The following is a 23,909-nucleotide window of genomic DNA, read 5'->3' as shown; positions in this document are numbered from 1 at the left end:
CTGTTTACAAAAGTCATGGACGCCAATAGCTTCAAGACGTTCTCGGAAAAAACGGAAAATGTACAGCGCAAGTGGTACGTTGTAGATGCCGAGAATCAGGTTGTGGGCCGTGTTGCTTCAAAAATTGCCGCCATCCTGCGCGGAAAGCACAAGCCCTCCTACACGCCCCACGTAGATACCGGCGATTTCGTAATCGTCATCAACGCAGACAAAGTTCGTTTTACGGGCAAGAAAGAAAACGTAAAACAATACCTGCGTTATACTGGTTATCCCGGTGGGTTGCGGCATCGCACGCCCGCCGAAGCACGAGTCAAGAAGCCACAGCAAATTTTGGAACATGCCGTTAAAGGAATGTTACCCAAGAATAGCCTCGGCCGTAAAATGTTCGGTAAGCTCAAAGTGGTCATCGGGCCGGAGCACGAACATCAAGCGCAACAACCCGAAGTAATCACGTTGTAATACATAGATAATCAAACGTATGGCAAGCCCTGTGCAATATATTGCTGTTGGTCGTCGCAAAACCTCGGTCGCTCGTGTGTACCTCCGTCCGGGAACAGGTAACATGACGATCAATAAACGCGATCTCCAAAACTATTTCCCTGTTCGCATCAACCAAATGGTGGTGCAAATGCCGCTCAAAGTAGCCGCCTTAGAAGGCCAATTTGATGTGGTGGTCAATACCAAAGGCGGTGGCACCAAAGGCCAATCCGAAGCCATTCGTCTGGGTATTTCCCGTGCATTGGTGAAGTTTAACGAAGACTTAAAGAAACCATTGCGTGATGCGGGATTTCTAACCCGCGACCCGCGTGCGGTTGAGCGGAAGAAGTATGGTAAGCCCAAAGCCCGTAAAAGATTCCAGTTCTCCAAGCGCTAATATCGGCTTGGTTGTAAATATAGAGGCACGGCGGTATGGGTTTCCCTTACCGCTGTTGTCGTGCTTTAACGTAAATAAACCACATACTTCTGGTTGCCTCCGATGGGTGTTCGGTCATTTAAACTGAATTTCGGAGATACTCGCCAGCGGTAGCGGAATAACCCAAAACAATACTAAATATCATGCGCGTATCGGTAGAAGACCTGCTTAAAGCAGGATCACACTTTGGTCACCTGACCAGCCGCCGCAACCCGAAGATGCAACCTTATATCTTCATGGAGCGGAATGGTGTACACATCATTGATCTGACAAAAACCCAGCAAATGCTCGAAGATGCGGCTGGTGCTGCCGGAAATATTGCTAAACAAGGCCGCAATATCCTGTTCATTGGGACTAAAAAACAAGCCCAGGAAATCATGAAGCAGGAAGCGGAGCGTTGTGGCATGCCCTATGTTTCTGACCGTTGGTTGGGAGGGATGTTAACGAACTTTCAAACCATTCGTAATTCCATCAAGCGGATGGACGGCCTGATCAAAATGGAACAGGACGGCACAATGGATAAGTTCAAGAAAAAAGAGCGCCTTATGAAATCCCGTGAGCGCGAAAAATTAGAACGCACCCTAATGGGGATTTCCAAAATGGGCAAGTTGCCAGGAGCTATTTTTATTGTGGACACCAAACGCGAACACATTGCTGTTCAAGAAGCACAACGCTTGGGCATTCCAATTTTTGCCATCTGTGATACGAACTGCGATCCCGACCCGGTTAACTTCCCCATTCCGGCGAATGATGACGCCATTAAGTCTATTCACTTGATTACGGCAGCCATTGCAGACGCAATTCTAGAAGGCAAAAAAGCGCGTGAGTTTGATCAGGCCACCAAATCCGCCGAGAAGGAAAAACGCGAATCTGCACAAGCTGAAAAAGAGGCCCGTCAAGGTGGTGGTACGCGTCGTCGGAGAACGAGCGAACGGAAAGAAGAAGTTCCTGCATCCGAGGCACCTGCCGCTTCTCCCGAGGCCGAAGGCTAACCCTCTCCATAAAGTTTCTTTGTCGGAAAGCGGCGCAATCGGACTTTTTAAGCTTTCTGGTTGCGCCTTTTCCATGCCTACCCCTTGTGGGTACTTTATCAGGTCAATAACAACATTAAAATATTATAGAGGTTGATTATGAACATCTCTGCAAAAGAAGTGAACAAATTGCGTCAGGCCACTGGCGCGGGTATGATGGACTGTAAAAAGGCCCTTGTAGAGGCCGAAGGCAACTTTGATGAAGCCATTGCCATCCTCCGTAAAAAAGGCCAGAAGGTTTCCGAAAAACGGGCAGACCGTGAGGCCAAAGAAGGGGTCATTGCTACGGCAATCACGGGCGATAAAAAAATGGCGGTCATTACAGAGGTAAACTGCGAAACCGACTTTGTGGCACGAAATGAAGAATTTCAGGCCTTTGCACAAGCGGTAGCGGATTTGGTGCTTGCCACCCAGCCCGATAATATGGAGACCCTTTTGACTACTCCTATGGGAGACATCACGCTGGCCGAGAAACTGAATGAAATGACCGGAAAAATCGGTGAAAAGATTGATGTCCGCCGCTTCGAGAAAGCCGTTGCTACAGGATCGGTGGTGAGTTATATTCATCCAGGCGCACGTTTGGGCGTTTTGGTGGAGCTAACGGCAGAAAATGAAGAGGTAGGCCGCGACGTTGCGATGCAGGTTGCAGCCTTAGACCCAATTACCCTAAATGCGGATCAGGTTTCGGAAGAAATCAAACAGCGTGAAATGACCATTGCCCGTGATCGTGCAATCAATGAAGGCAAGCCAGAAAATATTGTAGATCGGATCGCACAAGGTGCTTTAAATTCCTTCTTTAAAGAGCGGGTTCTATTAGACCAACCGTTTGTAAAAGATCCAAAGCAAACGGTTGCACAGGTGCTGAAGAAAGCAAATGTGGACGTGGTTAAATTTGTTCGCTTTGTTTTGGGCGGCTAAAACAGATAAGGGTTCATGAAGTCCAAGTCATGGACCCTTTTTAAAATTTTCAATCTGAGGTTGGTTATGGAAACGTCAGCACCCCAATACAAACGAGTATTGCTAAAACTAAGCGGTGAAGCCTTGATGGGCGAACGGGCGTTTGGTATTGATAAAAACATTCTGCGGGCGTATGCCATTGATATTCAGGAAGCGGTTGGTGCGGGCATCGAATTGGCGATCGTCATCGGAGGCGGGAATATCTTTAGAGGGGTATCGGATTTGGGTTCGGAGATGACCCGTGCACACGCAGACTACATGGGTATGTTGGCCACAATGATCAATGCCATGGCGCTTCAGGCGGCATTAGAGGAAATTGGGGTTTACACCCGCTTGCAATCTGCCATTAATATGGAAGAAATTGCGGAGCCTTTTATCCGCCGCCGTGCTGTCCGTCATTTAGAAAAAGGGCGCGTGGTCATTTTTGGAGCTGGGACCGGAAATCCTTATTTCACGACCGATACCGCAGCCTCTCTACGTGCTGCCGAGATTGGTGCAGAAGTGGTGCTCAAAGGAACTCGTGTGGACGGGGTCTATACCGCAGACCCACTGAAAGACCCAACAGCAACACGATTTGAGCGGATTTATGGCATGGATGTGATTGAGCGCAACCTGAAAGTGATGGACCTAACAGCCATTACCTTGCTGAAAGACTCCAAAATTCCCATCATTGTATTCGATATGAACCAAAAGGGCAATCTGACACGGGTCTTAAAGGATAGTAGCATCGGAACCACCGTATATTGGTGATCATTCCAGCCTTGAAGAATCCTGTGTTGTATTGTTGCCTGTATAAACTGTTATTGATATGCTTTCTGAAGACTTAGATATGATCGTAAGTGTGGCCCATGATGATATGGGGACCGCGATTAAACACCTGACCGGAGAGTTTAATACCATCCGTGCAGGTCGAGCCAATCCGGTAATGCTCGAATCTGTTCGGGTGGAAGTTTATGGCTCTCTGATGCCGCTGAACCAGTTGGCGAATGTAAATGCCCCAGCTCCTGATTTATTATTGGTACAGCCTTGGGACAAAAGTTCGCTCCAACCTATCGAAAAAGCCATTCGGAATGGCCATTTGGGGCTTAATCCCTCGAATGACGGCGTTGTCATCCGCATTCCAATCCCACCGCTTTCTGAAGAACGCCGACGCGACATGGTGAAGTTGGCCAAACACAAAGCAGAAGAAGCACGGGTGGCAATTCGCAATTTGCGCCGTGATGCCAATCAAGAGGTCAAAAAAACAGTCGCAGAACTTAAACTTTCGGAAGACATGAAGTTTGAGGCTGAAGACCAAATCCAGCGTCAGACAGACCTAAGTATCAAGAAAATTGATGAGATGTTGCATCACAAAGAAGCGGAAATTATGAAGGTCTGATTTTTTAATTGCGACCAAGAATTCCATTTTGTATTTTAGTTGTCCTTCGTGCATTTTGCGTGCAAGTAGGCGAACAAGGAGAGGTGTCCGAGTGGTTGAAGGAGCTCGCCTGGAAAGCGGGTGTACGTGCAAAAACGCGTACCGAGGGTTCGAATCCCTCTCTCTCCGCACAAGCCGGAACATCATGTCCGGCTTTTTTTATGGGGTAAATGTAAGGATTTCACCATTCCACGACCAATATGATTATAAGCATGACAGGCTTTGGCCGAGGGGTAGCCGAAGAAAAGCACATTCGGATTTCGGTTGAAATCAGTTCGGTTAACAGCCGATATTGTGAGGTTTACAGCAGAATTCCCCGTTCTATTTCGGTATATGAACCTGCTTTTCAGAATTTGATCAAGAAAGTACTTGATCGTGGCAAGATCAATGCGAGCCTTCAGTTAGAAGATATTTCCGGAGACTTATCGGTTCCGCCATTAGATCCGGGTGCTGTCCGGGCGTATATGTCGCGCTTTGCCGAACTAAAAGACATTACAGGCATTATTGAGGAAGTCCGGTTGGAACACCTAGTTCGTTTGCCCGAGATTTTTGCGGCGAAAGAAACATCGGAAGAAGATGCCCAACGTACTTGGCGGTGCATTGAGCGGGCAACCCAGTCTGCCCTTCAGTCACTAACAGCCATGCGCAAAACGGAAGGTCAGGCCCTGCGCGAAGATTTTCAATTCAGGAGGTCACAAATTGCTTTGCTGTTAGACGAGGTAGAAGTACGCGCACCAGCACGCGCCATTGAGGCCCGTCAGCGCATTCATGACCGCATTAACCAAATTCTGGCGGATGAAAGAATTGATCGCGAACGGTTAGAGTTAGAAGTGGCAATCATGGTGGATAAAATGGACATTACGGAAGAAATGGTGCGGTTAAGATCTCATTTTGCGGTGTTTGATGCTGCATTGGATGCCCACGAACCCTCTGGCAGAAAGCTTAATTTTTTGGTTCAGGAACTCAATCGCGAGATTAATACGATCGGCTCAAAAGCAAATGACGCCCCTATTACACAGGCCGTAATTAAGATGAAGGAAGAACTGGAGAAGATTAGAGAACAAGTGCAAAATATTGTATAATGTGCTTGCTTTTGATGCGTTAAAGCAAGTGGATACAACTGACGCATCAAATTAAACCCAAATTATCCTGCACTGTCAAAAGGAATTGCACCAGCACAAAATCACCTTCGAAGCATCTATGGCAGGTCAAGGTGCATTGGGGACAAGCCAGAACGGGCCGTAGCGGTATGGACGACATCTATTTTTTTAGATAATGTGTCCGCAGGTATTCAAACTCCTCGATAAAGCCATCTGCGAACATTTTCGGATCCGAAAGAACGGCAGTATCCCCCATAATACCCACACGTACCGCCCCCGACATGCTGAGAATGGAGATTCCCATCCCAATTCGGGCACGGGTAGGCACCCAGAACATCATACTCCGCACCCGTTTTCCTGCCAAATGTAGGTCTTCTTGCGGTCCAGGCACGTTGGTTGTAACGGCAGTGGTTTTGTTGGCAAACAAGTTTAGCACAAAGCGCGCAACATTGGTCGGGAACATATTGGATACGATCGCTGCCGCTTTGAGCATAATAAAAGGCTGTAAAGACCGTTTAAACCGATCCAATCCTTGTTTTACTTTTTTTGCCCGCATGATTGGATCCGCCGGGTGCAAGGGTAGTTCGAGAAATGCAATAGAGAATTGATTTTCCATCCGGATTCGCTCGCCAGTTGTGCGGAGGTTAACAGGCATAGATGTCCGGACTTTTGTTGGAACGTTTTGGCCATTTTGCTGCAAATAGCGACGAAAGGCACCAGTGACACAAGCCATTAATACATCATTCACCGTTGCCCCCATCGCATTTTTAAGCGCTTTTACGTCTTTCATGGGGAGTGGGGCTGTCCAGCCAAAACGTTTTTCCCCATTCATTTTAGGGCCATGCAAAATAGTGCGGTCCGGAATCCAGCACAAACGGCGCAATAGGACGGGAATTGCGGTGAGCGGAACCAAACCAAAACGAACCCAAGCGGGGATGAGTGGTTTTGAGACTTTTTCTAAATCGGATGTATTTCCAGAAACCTCGTCAATCAAAGAGAATAAAATAGGGATCAACGCTACCCCGTCGCCCATGCAATGATGAATACGAACAACTAAGGCCGATCCATCGCCAATTTCCTCAAAGAAATGCAGTTGCCATAATGAGCGTTCTCTGGGCAGCAACTTAGATGCCTCGCGTCCCAGATAAAGCGCAAGATCTTCTTCGTTTCGTATTTCCGGATCTTGCACGGCAAAAATGTGATTATTGATTTCGAAATGAGGGTCTTCTTGCCAGTAAAATTTACCTTGCTGATATACCACCCTTTTCTTAAACCGATGGTATTGCATTTGTCCAGTAGCCTCGTCGGTTACTTGCATCACATTTTTATCCCAGACCTCTAGAAAATCGGCAAGGCGTAACCGATCGAACAACAATACAGCATTAATGATCATGGGATTATCTGGTGTATCTTGTAGCCACACACCATCTTCGCCACGCATATGCGTCAATTCTGGGTTTTTCATCGAGGCTTTGGGTTTTCTGTTAAAAATAATATTTGGAAGTTAACGAAAAACGATGGAAAACAAAAAGAGCCTTTTCCGGGGAAAAGGCTCTTTGATAGGAAAATCCATCCATTAGTCGTCAAGGTCCCACAAATCATCGTCTTCGGCATCTAAATTGGCTTCAGCAAGTTCTTCCGGTGTGACGGGTGCTATTTCGCTGTCTTTGTTGAGCAAGGTTTTAATTTTATCTTTGATTTCGCTCCGGTACTGGTCATTTTTGAGCAACCATTCTTTTGTGGCATCCCGTCCTTGCCCGATACGAATCTCACCATAAGAGAACCATGATCCGCTCTTGCTGATAATTTTATGTTCCAGTGCAATATCAATCAGTTCGCTTAATGCCGAAATGCCTTCGCCATAGATGATGTCAAATTCCACTTCTTTGAAAGGCGGTGCCACTTTGTTTTTGACCACTTTCACCTTTGTACGGTTTCCCACGACATCAGAGCCTTCTTTAATTGCTGCAATACGGCGAATGTCGAGCCTAACCGAGGCGTAAAACTTAAGTGCACGCCCCCCAGTGGTGGTCTCAGGACTACCAAACATGACCCCAATCTTATCCCGCAATTGGTTGATGAAAATTACGACGGTGCGTGTGCGGCTGATCATCCCAGTTAACTTGCGTAGAGCCTGACTCATAAGGCGGGCATGAACCCCCATAAAACTGTCACCCATTTCACCTTCTATCTCTGCACGCGGCACAAGCGCAGCCACCGAATCTATCACCACAACATCCATCGCACCAGAACGCACCAGCGTGTCACAGATTTCGAGGGCTTGTTCACCATTATCCGGCTGGGAAATTAAAAGGTCATCTATATTGACCCCTAATTTTTTGGCATAAGTAGGATCAAAAGCGTGTTCGGCATCAATGATGGCACAGATCCCGCCAGCTTTTTGGGCTTCTGCTACCACATGGGTGGCCAAGGTTGTTTTCCCCGAAGACTCCGGCCCATATATCTCAATGATCCGTCCCCGTGGCACGCCGCCAATTCCCAGTGCAAAGTCTAAGGCCAAAGAGCCTGTAGAAATGGCTTCAATTTTGGTGGCAGGACTGTCACCAAGCCGCATGATGGTTCCTTTTCCATGATCTTTTTCGATTTTCTGAAGGGCCATTAGCAAGGATTTGCGTTTTGCGTCTTCGGTAGATGCGCCAGATTCGGCACGGGAGATTGAGTTCTTTGCCATGAGCGTATGGTTTATATTGTGGTTGCTGTTTTACGGATAGAAAGTTACCCATGAAGGGGTGACAACAGTGTGTCACATGCGGACGCACACATTTATTACATGTGAAAACAATATAAGCACCCACTTTCATACATGCAAATGAGGCCCGTGAAAAAGTGCCTTAGTCAGGCTTCTTTGTTCGCCTCTGACCTTCTTGGGTGGCGGCAAAACTGCGGGTCATGGTTTTAATATTGCCGACATGCCGAAATCGGAGAGCGGACCAGTCTTCGTCAATGGCAATTTGTGTCACGGGTTCGAAGTCTTGGCCTCCTAAACAGGCCCCAACCACTTCGCGGGAGAGGTCAGATTTGTACGCTCGTGAAGTTTTCTTGGGATAGGCCAGCCAAAGATGTCCATCACCTTCTAAAAGGGTGGTGATGCCCGTAGTCAATTCGTTCAGGGCTTGTTGATCTTTTGCAAAAGCAAGGATAAAGGTGTATTTTTTATTAGGTATTACTTCTGGTGGCGTTTCAAATGCTTGTGCCACCGCTGCAAAAGACTCCGGTGCCCCCAGTAGTAGTACCAACGATTGGCCTTTATAGCCTAATTTTTTGAGTATGGGATTCATAAAATTGCGTTTTTATTTTTTCGAGGCGTAATGCCAGATGATACGATGTCAAACGTATAAGTCCTACATCTATAGGCATTCATCGTTATCTTAGTTAGCATTGGCTCTAACGGTTTGTCGCTTACCACTGTGGGGGTTTCGTTTCGCTGATTTTCAATTCGGAGCACTAAGCTGTCAACCTGCACTTGAATACCTGCTGGCAGACAGGGAACCGCAAAACTCCAAGTTTGCACCGTCGCTGGAAACGCCAAAACGATACGACGCTCAGGCTCTTGGATTGGTAAGGCAAATTTGTAATTGATGTATTGCCCCAAGGGCTACATGAAAATCGGAATAGTGCGAAGGGTTTCCAAATGTTTTAATTTCTACTGCAATTTTTCCGCTTCCTTTTTCTGTCGCCAAAATTTTTTCTGCGCCTAAATCTCCTTGCCAATCGTCTTTGTTGTCCACGTGCAAAATGTATGGATTGTGTATGATAATCCATTTTTCTTTAATCAGTGCAACTTTTACCGCTTCGTGGTATTTGTCTTTTGCAGCCATGTTTGTATAGAGATAAAGCCCTAAAGATTTTTAATTTGTCTCAAATCTAGGCTTTTATATGGCAAGCATGTTGCAAAGGAGTGGTGTAATGTATGCAATGTAGCATAAGAAATTACACCTGACTCATGGCTTTCTTCTTTTCCTTATTAAATAACCAGTACTGCAGCGTATAAGGTACGAGATGTTGCTGCAATAAAGCAAGGGCTTTTGCAGGTAATGGCAGAACGATTAAAAGGAGGCTTTTTTTAAGTTGGCAGGCGAATAGGTGAATAGGAGCTTAGTGGAAGGTGATAGAGACCTCTTCTGAATGCAAGTTTGGGTTGGTAGCGGCGGTAATCACGTAGGCATAGCGTTTCCCTTTTTGAACCGTTGCATCCAGCCATAAGCCATCCGAAATGGTATTGGCGACTTTTTCCAGCAGGCCATTTCCAGTACGGCGATAGACGGTATGTGGTTCTGGATTTGTCCATGTGAGCAAGATGCCTTTGGAAGTTCCACTCGCTTGTAGAGACGCGGCAGGAGTGGAGGTGGCGACGACAGTTCGGCTTTGGGTTGGTGGACTTTCTTGTGGGCCTAAAACGGCGGTAATTGCATATGATCTGGTTTCGGTAGCCGGATTCTCATCCAACCAGTGCAATGGTTCTCCCGATGTAACGGTTCCAATTTGTTCCCACTGACCATCTGTGGTGCTACGGAAGATGCGGTATCGGTCTGGGAATTGGTTATAGGGGGCTTGCCAGTTTAGTTGAATACCTCCCAGAACGGGCGTTATCTCGATGTTTTCTGGTGGGTTTGGTGCAAGGTTGGGTGTGTAAAAGGTGGGTTCACTGATTTGCCCTGACTTTCCAGAGGCATTGATGGCTTGAACGGAAAACCCAGCCACTTCTCCTTTTCGGAGTAAGTGTGCGGGCAATACAAACATGGATTCGGTGGCAGGAATACGGGCAGACAGTTGGATGGGGTCGGCTCCGACGGCGGCAAAGTAGAATACTTCGTATCCGATTGCGCCGTAAACGGCTTCCCATGAAAGCAAAGTTTTTTCGTCTTGTACCTTTATGGCCACGTTTTCGGGTGCGGGCAAGATTTCGGTGTTTTCCCAAATGGCTGGAATTTGGGCAGACGTATCCGCCACTGCGCCTGTTTCATCATATAACAAGATGCGGTAGAGGTATGCGTCTTCGCCTTGTACATTAGGATCAGAGAAGGCGGTCATTTCTGGTGCAAGGGGCTGCGTCGTGAGTAACCGAAGGTCTTTTGGATTGCTTAAGGAGGCCCGTAGGATTCCAAAGCCCCTTGCGGCATTTTCGGGACGGTTTTTCCAGCGCAATTGTATGGTATTGCCCACTGAAATGGTGTGGATGCTGTCTGGAAGCGGGTAGTGGCGGGTGGGGTGTAGGCGAATACTTGGCGAAACGGTTAACTCGCTTTCATTTCCAGCCAGATCTACTGCCCGCACGCCATAATAGACTGTCTCATCGAGTGCAAGGGTGGAGTCGGCAAAAATACCCATTGGCTCTGGATCGTCGCTTCGCGGCAGGATGATGACCGGATTGGGGTGTACCCGAATCCAGCTTCGGTCTGGGGATGTGCTACGATAAACATGATAAAAGGGCGCTTTGGCGGTTTTGTTGGGAGACCACTGTACAATGGGTAGTAAACCTTGTTGTACGATATGGATGCTTGTTGGCTTTGCGGGCGGCTCTGGCAACCCTGCTGCCACTTGAAACCGTGCAATAGGGGCAGATTCGGTTCCATCGGTTTTAACCTGAACTACGCGATAGGTATAAGTTTGTTGTGGTTTTGCGGTGCGGTCTGTATAGCGTACTCCCGCGACTTCGGCAAAAAATGGGTCGTACAAAAATAATAATTTGGTACGTGGGTCTTCGGTTTGGATACGGCGCAACAAGGCTTCGGCATCTTTTGCACGTGCCGCTTTGATCCATTTTATTACGCGATCTCCTGCTTTCTGCGTCAATTCGGCTTCGTTGGCAGGCATGGACAACGGTTGATCGGTCAGGCGAATAGGGTCACTTCCCGGAGATTCGCGATAGATATGGTATCCGACAAAGCCACCAATAGGATTGGTTTGGTTGAGTACGGCTCCTTCCCATGCCAAGACTACACCGCCGGGACCGCGCAGGGCAAAACCGCCCTCTTGTGCTACTGCATGGTTTTCTATTAAGTGAAGGCAGAGGCAGAATAGCAAGAAAAAAAACTTTTTCATAGGTCTATGCTTTTTTATACTTTATACAAAAAATGAGGGTGATTATGGGGTAGGGTGTATTACCAATCCACATCCACATCAAACTTGCCATTTCGGTAGCTTAACTCGGCGCTTACGCCCAAGCACCCTGCACACCAACGAGAACAAGAAGAATTGCTATCGCAGGGCCAAACGGTTCCTTTTAGATTTGAGTTTGCACGTCCTTGGATATCCCAACGCCCATTGTAACTGACCTCTCCTTTCACATCGAAAGAAGCACCGAGCGAAGCCACGTAAACATCGAACGTACCATAGACCCGTGCATAAGCCCCACCGGCGGCGCGTCGTTGCCGCCAGTCGTACAAAAAGTAAACGGCCTGATTGGCACCACCTTCGATAATATCTAAGTCTAAACTTCCTCCACTATAGCCAGAGACATAAATCCCATTCAGTACCTCATTTGTAGTGGGATGGTGGTTGAAATAATCTCGGAAACGTTGATCTACATCGCCAAAGGGACGATAATTGGCTCCGGCAAACATCCGCCCTCTGGCCTCGATAACCCTAAACAAGTCCACATCCAATCGTGCGCCTACAAACCAGTATTGCAGGTCGTTGCCACCAGGTTGCCATCCTGCCCGAATATCTACGGCTCCCTCAGCATTGGCGACGGAGCGAATCGGTTCACCAAAAGGATTTCCGATGGTGGTATTGCCTTCAAAACGTCCTCGTGGTACATCCAACAACAAGTGGGCTGTTCCTAAGGTGAGTTGTCCGGAAGCGGCGGTCATACGTCCGTCTATTTCGATACGCGGCCCCCCATTTGATAGGCGCACGTCTAAGTCACCCACTAAAGCCAGCGCGTCTTGGGTACGGGGGAAGCCCAATTGTACATTTTGCAGATAAAAGCGCCAATTGTCGTTTTGGCGGCTCATCCCACCCGTAAATCCTGCCAGTTCTATGGGGCCGAGTGGAATAGGAGTTTGGTTCCGCACCTCGAAGGCATAGTTACGGCCATCCCGATACCGAAAAGAGCCACCTACTTCCATTGTTCCAGCAATCGCCATATCTAAACTACCAGAGAAGGTCTGATTTTGGTATCCAAACCGTAGGTTGTCTAAACTTACAGGCCCCAGACTAAATCGTGGCACAGCGATCTCGTTTACCCCAAAACTGAGGTTGCCGTTTCGGTGGCTGAAATACATTTGGGCAGCAGGTGCAGGCATTCCGGGAATCGGGAAATCTAAGCTGGCTCCTAAATCCAAGCGGATATTCGGCCCATTGACTTGTAGGTTCATATTAGCGAGCAAGACCTGAATGCCCGCTAGATCAAAACGAGTGTTGGCAGGAAGTAGTGCGGAAACCGCGCCGCTTTGTGCAATTTCGAGAGATTGTAGAGTCAGGCTGCGGCCTATTGGGTCCGGTAGAGGGATATTCCCCCCAAAGCGTAGGGCAATGTCTTGTCCCAAGGTTACGAAGCTGGCGGATGTGATATTCATAGGAAAGCCCGGAATGGCCAGCCGATTGTTCGGAACCTCGATGTCTGCACGCACAATTTGTCCTTGTGTGGAAATGCGCAGGTTTCGGAAGTTGATGGAGAGGCGGCCCCCATTTGCGGCCAGGCCGTTGATGCCAATGGTGCCACTGGCGGCGCTCAATCCTCCGGCATCAAAACGAATGGTGCGTAGTTGGAAGTGGAAGGCCGAAATGTCGAAGGTAAATTCAGGGATGGTTGGCCCAGTAACCCGGCCTTCGGGCGAGATACAAAGCCCCGTAAACCGAATGGGTTGTATGCCTGCCACGGGTATTTCACCATTTAAACAGATACCATTTCTATTGAGGGTAAGGCGTTGTATTTGAAGGCTATATCCCCATAACTGGATCTCCCAGTCTAAGTTAGGTAGCACAATATCTGCATTAAATGCCGAGAGGCCATCTGCTGTAAGACACGGGCCATTGTTGCAAGAAACTGGAAGCGGAATGAGGATGGGCGTGGCCGATGCCCCCGGAATCAATGAGAGCAGGCGGTCTGTTTGTAGCAGGATTTCCCCTCGGATAGCGCCTGTACCGTTGGCTTGTGCGATCAATTCTAGCGGTTGGCCATTAGGCCCACGTAAGGTTGCTTCGATACCAAACAGGCGTAGCGACAAGTTCCCTATCGAAAGCCGGGCGCTGCCACCAATAGGACGGTTATTGGCATCTATTTCAAGCTCGTCGAAGGGTAACTGTATTTGTGGGGCTAACGTGAGAAGTGGGGTATTGGGAACGGCTGTAAACGCACCCGAAACAAAGCGACGGCCATTTTCTTCCCGCAGGTTTTCCACGAAGATTTGGAAACCCAACAAGCGGTCGAAGGGGGCTGGTTGTAGGGTAAAATCGGCAAATACGGTTTCTCCGGAAGCAAAAGTAACCGTTTGGGAACCTGCTTGAAATCCTGTTTTGGTGGCCAATATCAGCGGTGTGGAGGCCGGAATATTTACGCCTGCAACGGTTCCGCCATTGAATCCCGCGATACCCCGCAAGAGGTATTCACCTAAATCATTGGTGGTGGTCGTGAGATCGGGGCGGCCTTCCATGCTCACCCGTACACCCGAAAGTGGCCTTCCAAGGTTGCTTCGGACAACGCCGCGCACAACCATGCCTTCGTTTAAGAAAATAGAAGCCCTTGCTTCGTTCGAGAGCAGGAACGCAAAGTTGAGGGTTTGGGTCTTGGGCGTAAACGGGCCGTTTGGGGTAGAAACACGGAAGGTTGTGGATCCCGCCCGTATGTCTTCAAATAGGACGACCCCATTCCCGTCGGTTCTCTGACTCTGGTTTGTAGCGGGAATTTCTACGACTGCATTTGGAATGACCACATTTTGTGGCCCATAAATGGTTAAGCGAACATTGCCCCGCACTTCCTCCAGACTGAAGTTGAGGGTGGTGGTTCGGTTCACGGAAATCGTCGTTGGTTGCGAGGTGGCCGTTCGTAGTCCTGTAGAAGAAGCGGTCATGCGATACTCGCCGAGCGGTACAAGGTCTATCCGGTAACTGCCATCTGCGGCGGTACGGGTATTTCGCCCCAAACCATTGATTGTCACAAGGGCATCATAGCGCCCAACGCCGTTGGTATCTCGCACAAAACCAGAAAGGCTCCCTGTTTCGCGGTTGATCATCAAATCCACCTGACGTTGCGAAGCAGCATCTACCTGAATACCGGCAACGCGAATGGAACCAATACCTGTTTTTTGGGCTGTGATCGTATAATTTCCTGCTGAAATCCCTTGAAAAACATATAAACCGTCTGCATTCGTGTTTTGTGAATACGTCAAGTCGCCAGATTGTATCTGGACGAAGGCATCCACAACAGGTTCGTTTGTATCATTCCGACGCACAATGCCCGAAATGGTAGTTGGGCAAGCAGTGAGCCGAATCTGCTGTGTTTCTGGTGCATCGGTTGTGGCTTCAATTGTCCGCATCCGGAAGCCATGACCGGGGAGGAAATACACAAAATGGTATTGGGTTTCCCCAAAGTCGCCATCTAACGTCGGGAGGAGGTGCAGATGTTGCTGCGCATTCGCATTGGCATCAGCCACCGAATGATAGGTAAACAGTGCTGGAAGTGGCATCGCCGAAGCGCATGTATTCATGAGCCGCCAAGACTGAAATGCCTGGAATTGGGCAGTGTTCATGGCAAAAATGGTAGCGGCGGCAGGCTCGTTGTCACGGTTACGGGCGCTCAGATAAAAAGGTTTGTCATTCGGCTTGGCCTGAAGGGTTTGAAGGTTGATTTGGTCTGCCCAATTTACCCGTATGCCACCTGCCAAAATGGGATTGTGCGGATGTAAAGCCGACTGATAGCCATTTTTGACAAAGTATAGGTTATACGTACCCGGCAATAGGTTTTGGAAAGTAAAAGTGCCACTTCGTAAGCCACTGCGTTGAAGGGTTTGCCCATTGGTGTCACGCAATTCTGCTACGCCATTGGTCATAGCCAGGCCAGTTTCCATACGTTCCAAGCGCCCGGTAATTTGGCCGCCCACTCCGGGCAGTTCTACCGCAAAATTCAGAATGTCGCGGCCTGTCAGAAAACCCGTATAGGTGCGTTCCAATAGCTTTCCTATCAGGTTGGCGGGCGGGACGATACGCAAACGAAATTCTTTTGGATTGGCCTCGGTTGGTGTCTGCGCGGTTGGGAAGGAGTAGCGGATTTGGAACTTGCCATTCCCAATGGTCTGTGCGGTATAGGGCTGGAGGGGTTCCCATGTTGCTGCTATGCCCAATCCTGCGTTTCGGGTTTGGAAAAAAACCTGCGCATCTTCTACATTGAACCCAGCCTCGTCTTCCACATCGCCCATAAACACAAAATCTTGGCGATCCGGAGAGAGGGTAAAGTCTATATTTTCAATATTCTGCCCTCTCAAAGAACCTTGCCATACTTGGGAGAAATAATAGGCTTTACCATCCACCGACAGTTCAAAGGGCAAGGGACTTCGATCATTAGGAGCCGTTAATTTGGGGAATTCCAATTCAAAGCGGTAGCCGCCATTGGCGTCCGTGCGGGTGTTCAAGGTAACTGCCCGTCGGATTTGTCCGATTATCGTCGTAAACCGTAGGGTCACATCGTAACTACCCAGCGGGTCTCCAGCGAGATTGGTAATGATTCCGGCAATGCGGCGCAATACAAGATTGGAAGGAGGTTGGGTTAACTTATATAAGCCTACCCCAGAGCGGACGATCTGGTTATTAACCATGCCTTCTACACGGAATGCCACAAATACAGGGCCTTCCAGATCGTTTGCCGGAAGGGATAAGACACCATTCGTCGCGCCAGCCAATACCTGTTGCCAAGTTTGTATGCCGGGGGGCGGCTGGTTGTATAGGGTACTAAATTGTCCGAAAAGGGTTTGTGCCGTCGTGTTTTCGTCGGCTCCTTCTGGAATGGGGTAGAGAAGTGCTTTGACCGTCAGGCCACTCCATCCTGTATCGGGCAGTTTGGTGAAGGAAAATGGCAGGGGATCGTTCGTGGTTTTGGGCGTTTGGCCTCCCGCTTCTGCAAGGCGTAGCTGTACCGGAGCCGATGACCGAACCAGTACATATTGTACGGTGCTGTATTGGTTGCCACTGGCGGTCTTTCCCATAAAACGCCAAGCCAAGACATAGGACTGCCCCACATCATCTAAGAGCCATTCGGTACTTTGTATGGCTTGGTTTTGGAGTAATAGTACCTCGCGTGAGGGCGTGAAGCCGGGTGAAACGGAAAGCATCAATCGGTCAAAAACGCCGGGGGTTTGCAGATCCGCCATATCAAATTTTTCGTCGGTTATCACCACTTTTTCCACCCCCAAGGCGTTCCATGCCCCTGCATCTTTTTGGGGAGAAGGTTCTAACTGCGCCTGAGCCAGCAAACGGTCGCCTGCTCGAAAATTTGACTTACTTGGCTTAAGGGCTATAATATATCCTTGTTCTTGCGGATCGGAATACGAAAACGTAAAGGCTTCGCTACGGAATCTTGTGGCAATAGGCTGGCTATCGGCATCCAATGCTGCCACCTCCCAAGCATAAGTGCGGCCATGCTCAAATTTTAGCGCATCGGCAGGATAGGCCAATTGGGTGGCATTTTTGATACTGGTTGCAAAATAGTCTGCATTGGTGCGAAGGGCTTGTTCGTTACTTTGCCCTGGTAGCACCTCTACAATCCGGAGGCGGTAGAACACATCACCCATTGGATACGAAGCGGTCGCCGTCTGCCACGAAAACCGCGGATAGGCTTCCCGTAGGGTTGTCTGATGCTGCGGGCTAAGGAGAATGGGCGGCTCCGGGCTGCTAAATTGGGTGGAGTAGGTGTACTCGGCGAGGAGATCACCCTGACCGTCAGATTTGGTGGAAAGCCAGACATAGAGGCCATGCTGCCCTTCTGGAAGCGCATTGGTTTGGATGAGGGTATTCCGGAGTTTGGGATCATAGTTCGTGCGCCAACTTAAATCGTCTGCCCAGTTTCTTAACGTTCGGACTTCGGAGAAGGGGCCTTTTTGCATGGTATGGGCTGCCGAAAAGGCTGTGGCCAAAACCCGTGAGGTGTTCAGACCGAGAGACCTTGCACGGTCGAGGGCCGTCCCGAGACCATTGGTGGCCACACCCGCCGCCCCTGTATAGTCCGAGGTGACCAATACATTCACATAAACCGTTGGGCTGCTGGATCCAGTATAACGTACCGAAACTGTGATCTTACCAGAGTCCAACAAGTCTAATAGACTACTGACGGTATTGGGCGGATTGGACGGGATGCCGGAAACGAGTACCGACCATTCTGTGGATTGTGCGCGTAACGACAAGGGCAGGAGGAAGAGTAAAAATCCCGTCAAACGCAAGAAGGAGGAAGAAAGGGCTGTTTTCATGAGCATGGTGTTGAAGGGTGGTTAAAAACGACGGGTAAGTTGTACACGGCTTCTTAGTTCACGGAAGGTATTGTTTTCGTTTTGATTGAGCGTACCCGTTGCAGATGCCTGAAGTTGGGTTTTGGCATCTATCCGAAGCGTGACACCCAAGCGGCTACTCCACTGAATGAAGGTGGCAGCGGGTTGATCCGGTATTTGCTGGTCGGTTTGTGTATATCCGGCGGAGGCATCTAAGCGGAATTTGCGTTTCCCAAAGGCCCGATTCGTACCGATTTGCGCCGTCAGACTCTGGCTTTCGCCAAAGGCTGTTCGGTTGTCTAAGTACCCAGTCTGGAGATTGACCGCAAAATCTCGGTGAAACTGGCTATTCCAGAAAAGTGACGCATTGCGGTTGTCGAAGGTACTGGCAGGTTGTTCTTGGTTTTCGTTGGTGAACCGTTGGAGTCCTGCGTTCAGCTGGAGCGTATGCGTTCGGTTTTTGCGTCCGGGTAAGTTAAGGGCTGGGCTAAGGCTTAGGTTTTGCACCACTTGTCGGCGTGCTTCGGTGGCCATTCCTATCGCTGCCTCCGAGCTAGTCGCTACTTGTTGTATTTGGCCATTAAACGAGAACACTGTCCCGGGCTGTGCCCGTAGGTTTACCATCCATAGGTCTCGGCTAATGGTAGCTGCTCGTTGGGCAGACAAATTGTTTACTTCCGATCCCCAAAGACCAGAAACCGAAAAGCGCCCTTTGGCCAAATTAAGAATCGGCTGCACCTGCCACGATTGTACGTCGTTGCGGGTGGTGTATAAACCCAGCGACTGAAAACCGGGTGCAATGTACCGGAATTGTCCGGTCAGGCTCACGGGCTGGATCCTGATTACCGAGCGGGCGCGTATCGCATAACTGGCCGATGCGCCCAAAGTGGGTACAAAACGATCTAAAGCCCATCGTACAGCAGGGTCTAACACCTCTGGAATGGGGTTCTCGGCTGCGTTTAAGACTTCTTCGGTATTGATTTTGGTGGCAAAAAGATCCGAGTTCAAGGCTGATCCAGTGGCCTCGCCTTCCAACATGAAGAATTTGGTATTTAGGGCCAATACACCGGTCATGCTCAGATTCGACATTGGTTTTGTAGCACCAAAATTTCGGATAGATAGCGTGTCATCTTTGGCCGAGAGCCCTACCAAATAGAGTTTAAATACCTTGTCTTGAAGACCCAATGTGGCTGCGAGTAAACTCCGTCGGAATTGCCCATCTTGCAAAAATCCATCGGCGGAAACGCCTGTATCTTGTTGTCCTTCTATGGCTTGCTGGGTGGTTCCTGTCGCAAAACCCAGTCGGAAACCACGTGGCTGGAGCAAGGCATAGGCCCCACGGAGCGATACGCCACCAAGACTCAACTCCGAGAATTGCGGATAGGTATCCCCCACACCCAGTTGAAGCCACGCCCACCCTCCTTCTACCCCGATACGGTTCAGCGATTGGCGGAAATTTTGGTTATCGGTAGAATAGAGTAGGTTCATCCCTGTCCGGAAGCCTCCTACAGAAAGCGCGGTATTGACAAATGCTTGTCCGATAAAAGGGGATCGGTTGGTGGGGCGGTTGGAGCTGAAAAATTCGGTACTACCGCCCATTTGGCCATTAAGAGAAATGATCGGGCGTTTGGTCGAAGTGGCTTGCCTTTCTAGGTCGGCGATGGTTTGGGCCGAAGAAAAGAGGGGGCCACACAACCAAAATAAGAGCCATAAAAAGTATGATCGGTTCATAAAGCGTTGCGATTTGCGTGTATTGTCTTTACATGCGCAAACCCAATACCATTTGGTTCATACCCGATAAAAAAATTATCCCCTTTTCCGATAAAACGCTTGAAGTGCGGCTATTGCTTTTTGTTTACGAATCGGAGCATCGCGGTCTGGCGACTGATAGTGGGCCACCACTTGCTGTAAGGCACGCTCGGCTTCGGCAAATTTTTGCTGGCCGATTAGGGCTTCTCCCCATGCAGCACGGGCATCGGCCAGATAATTGCGGTTCTCTTTGGGTTGTTTTTCCAAGGAGGTAATGGCGCGTTCTGCCCAATGTGCAGCTTCCGAAAATCGGCCTTGTGCATTGGCCCACTCCGACCACACAATCCATACATCGCTTAATCGGTAGTGGTCTGGTGGTAAGTACTCCCGAATGAGTTTTTCAGCGGTTTTTAGCTGGGTTTGTGCTTCATTAAATTGTTGCCGCTGTACCAAAATTCGGGCCAAAAGCGTGAGATCCACCCCTTGGTAATAGGTATTCAGGTTTCCTTTGGCAGCAACGGCCATGCGTACCTGTTGTTCGGCTTCGGCCAATTTCTGCTGGCCTAAAAACGTAAACCCCAAATTTCGTCGCGTGACCGCAATATTGACATGATCGGGGGGCAGGGCTTTTTCTTGGATACGAAGTGCGCGGCTTAGCACCTCGAAAGCGTCTTGGTATCGGTCGCAGATCAAGAGTGCCCCGCCTAAATTGTTTAGGGTTGTGGCAATTTCTACATGGTCTTCGGCATAAAGTTTTTCCTCGATGGCAAGGGTTTGACGGTAATAGGGCAGGGCTTTTTCGGATTCATCCATTTCAAAGTAGAGGTATCCGATGTTGTAGAAACTTTCAGCTAATTCGGGATGTGGGGCCTCGCCATAAACGGCGCGTCGGATGTGCAGTGCTTCTGTAATCATTTGTTTGGCCTCCTCGTAGCGCCCCATATTCATGAGGTAGCCGCCATAATCGTTGAGCGAGAGGGCCACTTTGGGGTGTTTATAAGGATAGAGGCTTCGGCGCAATTGGAGGGCCTGTTTATAAAACTGCTCTGCTTCGGCCATTTTGCCTTCATCATGTGCTAAGTAGGCCCGCCTGTGTACCAAGTCTGCAAACTCCGGCTGGTTTTCGGTATGTAACGCCGCAAACATCTCGTCGGCGCTACGGTAGAGCGAGTCGGCAATGGCATAATACCCCATGTTTTGGTTCCACTCGCCCCACGTAGAATAGAACCTTGCCAGCGAGATATGTGGGGCTTGGGTGTTTTGTTTTAGTACGCGGTATGCCGCACGCAAGACGGCTTCTGCTTGCCCGTCTTCGCCCAATTTGGCATAGACCTGCCCCAGTACCCGCAACACCTCGGCTTTGACATGCGGCTGATCGGTTAACTCCTCGTTGGCCACCCGTGCGCCTATGTCTAAGATTTCGCGGGCGCTAAGGTCTAATCCTCGTGCCTGAGACGGATCCGCTTTTTCAAACAGCCCTACCAACAAGTTTTGAACAGCAGTTGCACGGGCAGCTTCTTCAAGCGCATGGTTTCGCTCTTGTGTAATGCGGTAATCGTGCCAAAAGGCAAAACCAATCGTCAAAAGCAACATGGCAACAGCAATTCCCACCCCTTTTTTGTGACGAAGCGCAAATTTGCGGATGACATATCCTGCGGTATTAGGGCGTGCTGCTACGGGTTCTCCTTTTAAGTAGCGGTCAATGTCTGTATAAAAAGCCTCCGCCGAGGCATACCGCCGTATTGGCTCTTTTCGTAGGGCCATCATCACCATATTGTCCAAGTCACCACGCAACATACGCTGCAATTGCTTCCGGTGGTGGGTCTTCTCGTCGTTCAATTGGGGCAATGAGTGGGAGGTAGCCGGATCTGTCACACGGTCGGAGGGCCTCATGGGATCGGTATCGCTGATGATGCGCACCACTTCTTGTAAAGCGCGTTCATGAAGGACATAAGGCCGTTGTCCGGTGAGTAGTTCGTAGAGAAGGATACCGAGTGCATAGACATCGGTGGCGGTGGTGATGGCTTCGCCACGGACTTGTTCGGGGGCGGCATATTCGGGGGTCATCACCTGAGAAATGGTCTGGGTTTGGGCTTCTTTTTCGTCTTCGGCCAATACTTTCGCAATACCAAAATCCAATAATTTTACCGTTCCGTCTGCCGTAACCAAGATGTTAGAGGGCTTCAGGTCGCGGTGAACCACCAAATTTTGGTGGGCATAATGGACGGCGGCGCAAACGGTTCTAAAAAGGGCCAACCGTTCTTTTACGCCTTTGTGGTTTGCGTCGCAGAACTGGGTAATCGGCAGCCCGTCCACATACTCCATCGTGAAATAAGGATCGCCCCAAGGCGTACTGCCACCGTCCAGCATCTGGGCAATATGGGGGTGCTGCAAACGGGCCAAAATCTGGCGTTCGGTGTGTAGGCGGCGCAACAGCTCATCGGTATTCAGACCGGGCCGCAAGAGCTTTAGGGCAACCTTCCGGTCGAAGGCACCATCCCGACGTACCGCAAGGAAGACCTGCCCCATGCCTCCCCGTCCGATGCGTTTTTCTAACCGATAGGGGCCAAGATCTTGCCCTTCCGAGACCATTTGTGGCAACAAAGGCTTCTCTAAAAAAGTGGCCGCGCCTGCCTCTGCAGCCAAAAGGCGCAATACTTCTTGCTCTAATTCGGCATCTTCTTTGGCTTCTTGAGCCAGAAAAACAAGGCGATCGGATACTGGAAGGTCAAGCGCCTGCTCAAATACCGTTTTGATGCGCTTCCAGCGTTCAGGACTATACATAAGCAAAGTTGGCTTGGGGCAATGAGCGAATTTAGAAATCCGATATGGGTATATGCGCAAAAAACAATCCGAGTAGGTCTCCGAAGTCCAAAAAGGTGTCTAATGCTTTAGTACCTGAAGCGGGCTAAAGATCTAATGGAATGCCCTTTAATTCGGAAAAAAGCCAGACCTTGGCGGTTTCCCAATCGCGCTTTACCGTAGAATCCGAGACCTGTAATAATTTCGCGGTTTCTGCAATGGTTAACCCTCCAAAATAGCGGAGTTCCACGATGCTGGCCATGCGTTCATCCATTTCTTGTAACTGTTCCAACGCATCGTTCAACGCAAGCAATGCCTCCGATTTATGCTCGGAGAGCCAGTCTGCCGCATCTTCTATCGGCATGGGTTGCAGGCTTCCGCCTCGTTTGGCTGCATTCCGCCGTCGCGCTGCATCCACCAAAACCTGACGCATGGCGCGTGCGGCCACCGCAAAGAAGTGCAGGCGGTCGTTTAGGTTTTGCAAAGGTGCATCCACCAAGCGTAGCCAAGCCTCATGCACCAAATCGGTGGTCATCAAGGTCTGGGCGCGTTCTCCCGAAAGTTGACGGTGTGCAATATGCCGCAACTCCTCGTAGATCAAGGGCAAGAGTTGTGCGTGGGAACTGGGGTCTCCGGCCCGTACATGCTGGAGCAGTTGTGTAATGGGCACGCTTGGCACGATGGACTTGCGTTGTTTAATTCAAAACGACAGCGGCAGGTCTCGGAAAGATAAGACCTTCAACCCCAATTGCCAAGAAAGAAAAACGGGCATACGCCCAAGACCCATAGCCGTCATGCTGATATTTTATCCGCCCGTAACGTTGTTTGGCGTAGAACATCCTACACCACAAACAGCGATCACATGGCACACCGGCGTTATTCTTTGCCCAAGGCGTCTTTTAGCTCAACAACCCCTGTGGGGGCTTCTTCCATGGCTTCTTTGCGGTTTTTGTTTTCTACCAACAGGGGGCTTTTGAAAGATTCCGTTTCCGAGGACTTGAAGATAGCCACAACGGTGATGGTGCAAACGGCGTTTTCGTCAGGACAGCCTTTTTCGGCCACTGTTTGAATGTCTTTTAGGGTAAGCCCCTCTTTTTGAAGGGATACGTTCCCAGCATTGGACTTTGCGCGAATAGACACGATGCCGTCATCATCGGTGGCGTGTTTTTTTTGCCGCAATAAAGACCAGACCAAAGGAGGCGACGAGGATAATGGTTATGAGTTGTTTCATTACTTTATGTGTTGATTGTTGAAAGGAAGCTGATTGCGCAACGGTGGTTAAATAACAATATATTTATTTTTTAATTTAATACGCAAAAATAGTTTATATAAGCATAGTAACCAACTTATTTGATTTAAATATCTAAGTACATGACAAAAAAGGGGTAATGATTTTTTGGTACAAGTGATTAAATTGATTGATTAAGACTTGCGCCACCCATTCTAAGCCATATGCGAATAATGATTTTTCTGGTCTTCCATGTTTCTTGATTTTGATTGGTT

At 49.2% G+C, this 23,909-nt stretch carries 17 protein-coding genes and 1 tRNA gene; 8 read left to right on the top strand and 10 right to left on the bottom strand.

From position 1 onward, the window contains the following. The first annotated feature begins 15 nt into the window (after positions 1–15). The 8 genes from rplM (at position 16) to JNN12_14675 (ending at position 5,400) form a co-directional block, all read left to right on the top strand. Positions 16–459 (top strand): 50S ribosomal protein L13, encoded by a 444-nt coding sequence (rplM, locus tag JNN12_14710; protein ID MBL7979587.1) that lies wholly within the window; start codon positions 16–18, stop codon positions 457–459. Positions 460–478: 19 nt separating this feature from the next. Beyond that, entirely contained in the window at positions 479–874 is a 396-nt protein-coding gene (rpsI, locus tag JNN12_14705; GenBank protein ID MBL7979586.1) for a 30S ribosomal protein S9, read from the top strand. Between the two features lie 179 nt (positions 875–1,053). Further along, on the top strand, positions 1,054–1,905 hold the full coding sequence (gene rpsB / locus JNN12_14700; protein MBL7979585.1) for a 30S ribosomal protein S2: 852 nt from the start codon (positions 1,054–1,056) through the stop codon (positions 1,903–1,905). Between the two features lie 138 nt (positions 1,906–2,043). Next, positions 2,044–2,862, top strand: a complete 819-nt coding sequence (locus tag JNN12_14695) for an elongation factor Ts (protein ID MBL7979584.1) — start codon at positions 2,044–2,046, stop codon at positions 2,860–2,862. Between the two features lie 66 nt (positions 2,863–2,928). Further along, on the top strand, positions 2,929–3,651 hold the full coding sequence (locus JNN12_14690) for a UMP kinase (protein MBL7979583.1): 723 nt from the start codon (positions 2,929–2,931) through the stop codon (positions 3,649–3,651). A gap of 58 nt (positions 3,652–3,709) precedes the next feature. Then, positions 3,710–4,279, top strand: a complete 570-nt coding sequence (frr, locus tag JNN12_14685) for a ribosome recycling factor (GenBank protein ID MBL7979582.1) — start codon at positions 3,710–3,712, stop codon at positions 4,277–4,279. A gap of 77 nt (positions 4,280–4,356) precedes the next feature. Continuing rightward, positions 4,357–4,447 (top strand) — tRNA-Ser (locus JNN12_14680). 71 nt (positions 4,448–4,518) lie between these two features. Beyond that, entirely contained in the window at positions 4,519–5,400 is an 882-nt protein-coding gene (locus JNN12_14675; protein MBL7979581.1) for a YicC family protein, read from the top strand. A 178-nt stretch (positions 5,401–5,578) separates the two neighbouring features. Here JNN12_14675 and JNN12_14670 read toward each other — a convergent pair whose 3' ends face one another. From JNN12_14670 to JNN12_14625, 10 genes are all read right to left on the bottom strand, one after another. Next, positions 5,579–6,883: a DUF1298 domain-containing protein gene (locus tag JNN12_14670; GenBank protein ID MBL7979580.1), complete on the bottom strand. Its 1,305-nt coding sequence runs from the start codon at positions 6,881–6,883 to the stop codon at positions 5,579–5,581. Between the two features lie 111 nt (positions 6,884–6,994). Then, entirely contained in the window at positions 6,995–8,110 is a 1,116-nt protein-coding gene (gene recA, locus JNN12_14665) for a recombinase RecA (protein ID MBL7979579.1), read from the bottom strand. A gap of 160 nt (positions 8,111–8,270) precedes the next feature. Beyond that, entirely contained in the window at positions 8,271–8,717 is a 447-nt protein-coding gene (locus JNN12_14660) for a hypothetical protein (GenBank protein ID MBL7979578.1), read from the bottom strand. Between the two features lie 264 nt (positions 8,718–8,981). Next, the gene (locus JNN12_14655; GenBank protein ID MBL7979577.1) at positions 8,982–9,257 is read right to left on the bottom strand and encodes a hypothetical protein; all 276 of its coding nucleotides are present in this window, start codon (positions 9,255–9,257) and stop codon (positions 8,982–8,984) included. Between the two features lie 277 nt (positions 9,258–9,534). Continuing rightward, positions 9,535–11,481 (bottom strand): hypothetical protein, encoded by a 1,947-nt coding sequence (locus tag JNN12_14650; GenBank protein ID MBL7979576.1) that lies wholly within the window; start codon positions 11,479–11,481, stop codon positions 9,535–9,537. Between the two features lie 59 nt (positions 11,482–11,540). Beyond that, complete coding sequence (locus JNN12_14645) at positions 11,541–17,843, bottom strand: carboxypeptidase regulatory-like domain-containing protein (GenBank protein ID MBL7979575.1); 6,303 nt, start codon at positions 17,841–17,843, stop codon at positions 11,541–11,543. 15 nt (positions 17,844–17,858) lie between these two features. Next, on the bottom strand, positions 17,859–19,586 hold the full coding sequence (locus JNN12_14640; GenBank protein MBL7979574.1) for a hypothetical protein: 1,728 nt from the start codon (positions 19,584–19,586) through the stop codon (positions 17,859–17,861). A 75-nt stretch (positions 19,587–19,661) separates the two neighbouring features. Further along, the gene (locus JNN12_14635) at positions 19,662–22,388 is read right to left on the bottom strand and encodes a serine/threonine protein kinase (GenBank protein MBL7979573.1); all 2,727 of its coding nucleotides are present in this window, start codon (positions 22,386–22,388) and stop codon (positions 19,662–19,664) included. A gap of 124 nt (positions 22,389–22,512) precedes the next feature. Continuing rightward, positions 22,513–23,076: a sigma-70 family RNA polymerase sigma factor gene (locus JNN12_14630; protein MBL7979572.1), complete on the bottom strand. Its 564-nt coding sequence runs from the start codon at positions 23,074–23,076 to the stop codon at positions 22,513–22,515. 206 nt (positions 23,077–23,282) lie between these two features. Then, positions 23,283–23,600 (bottom strand): hypothetical protein, encoded by a 318-nt coding sequence (locus tag JNN12_14625; GenBank protein ID MBL7979571.1) that lies wholly within the window; start codon positions 23,598–23,600, stop codon positions 23,283–23,285. Positions 23,601–23,909: the final 309 nt, after the last annotated feature.

It is taken from the genome of Bacteroidetes Order II. bacterium, from assembly GCA_016788705.1.
Lineage (GTDB): Bacteria > Bacteroidota > Rhodothermia > Rhodothermales > UBA2364 > UBA2364.
Note: the sequence above shows the minus strand (reverse complement) of the source record. Positions and strands in the feature narration are given on the sequence as shown.

Bases quoted from the DNA above. Each gene is read 5' to 3' on its own strand.
- JNN12_14695 (MBL7979584.1), top strand. From the start codon at position 2,044: ATGAACATCTCTGCAAAAGAAGTGAACAAATTGCGTCAGGCCACTGGC.
- JNN12_14640 (MBL7979574.1), bottom strand. From the start codon at position 19,586: ATGAACCGATCATACTTTTTATGGCTCTTATTTTGGTTGTGTGGCCCC.
- rplM (MBL7979587.1), top strand. From the start codon at position 16: ATGGACGCCAATAGCTTCAAGACGTTCTCGGAAAAAACGGAAAATGTA.
- JNN12_14645 (MBL7979575.1), bottom strand. From the start codon at position 17,843: ATGCTCATGAAAACAGCCCTTTCTTCCTCCTTCTTGCGTTTGACGGGA.
- JNN12_14675 (MBL7979581.1), top strand. From the start codon at position 4,519: ATGATTATAAGCATGACAGGCTTTGGCCGAGGGGTAGCCGAAGAAAAG.
- JNN12_14670 (MBL7979580.1), bottom strand. From the start codon at position 6,883: ATGAAAAACCCAGAATTGACGCATATGCGTGGCGAAGATGGTGTGTGG.
- rpsI (MBL7979586.1), top strand. From the start codon at position 479: ATGGCAAGCCCTGTGCAATATATTGCTGTTGGTCGTCGCAAAACCTCG.
- JNN12_14690 (MBL7979583.1), top strand. From the start codon at position 2,929: ATGGAAACGTCAGCACCCCAATACAAACGAGTATTGCTAAAACTAAGC.
- JNN12_14635 (MBL7979573.1), bottom strand. From the start codon at position 22,388: ATGTATAGTCCTGAACGCTGGAAGCGCATCAAAACGGTATTTGAGCAG.
- JNN12_14655 (MBL7979577.1), bottom strand. From the start codon at position 9,257: ATGGCTGCAAAAGACAAATACCACGAAGCGGTAAAAGTTGCACTGATT.
- JNN12_14650 (MBL7979576.1), bottom strand. From the start codon at position 11,481: ATGAAAAAGTTTTTTTTCTTGCTATTCTGCCTCTGCCTTCACTTAATA.
- recA (MBL7979579.1), bottom strand. From the start codon at position 8,110: ATGGCAAAGAACTCAATCTCCCGTGCCGAATCTGGCGCATCTACCGAA.
- JNN12_14660 (MBL7979578.1), bottom strand. From the start codon at position 8,717: ATGAATCCCATACTCAAAAAATTAGGCTATAAAGGCCAATCGTTGGTA.
- frr (MBL7979582.1), top strand. From the start codon at position 3,710: ATGCTTTCTGAAGACTTAGATATGATCGTAAGTGTGGCCCATGATGAT.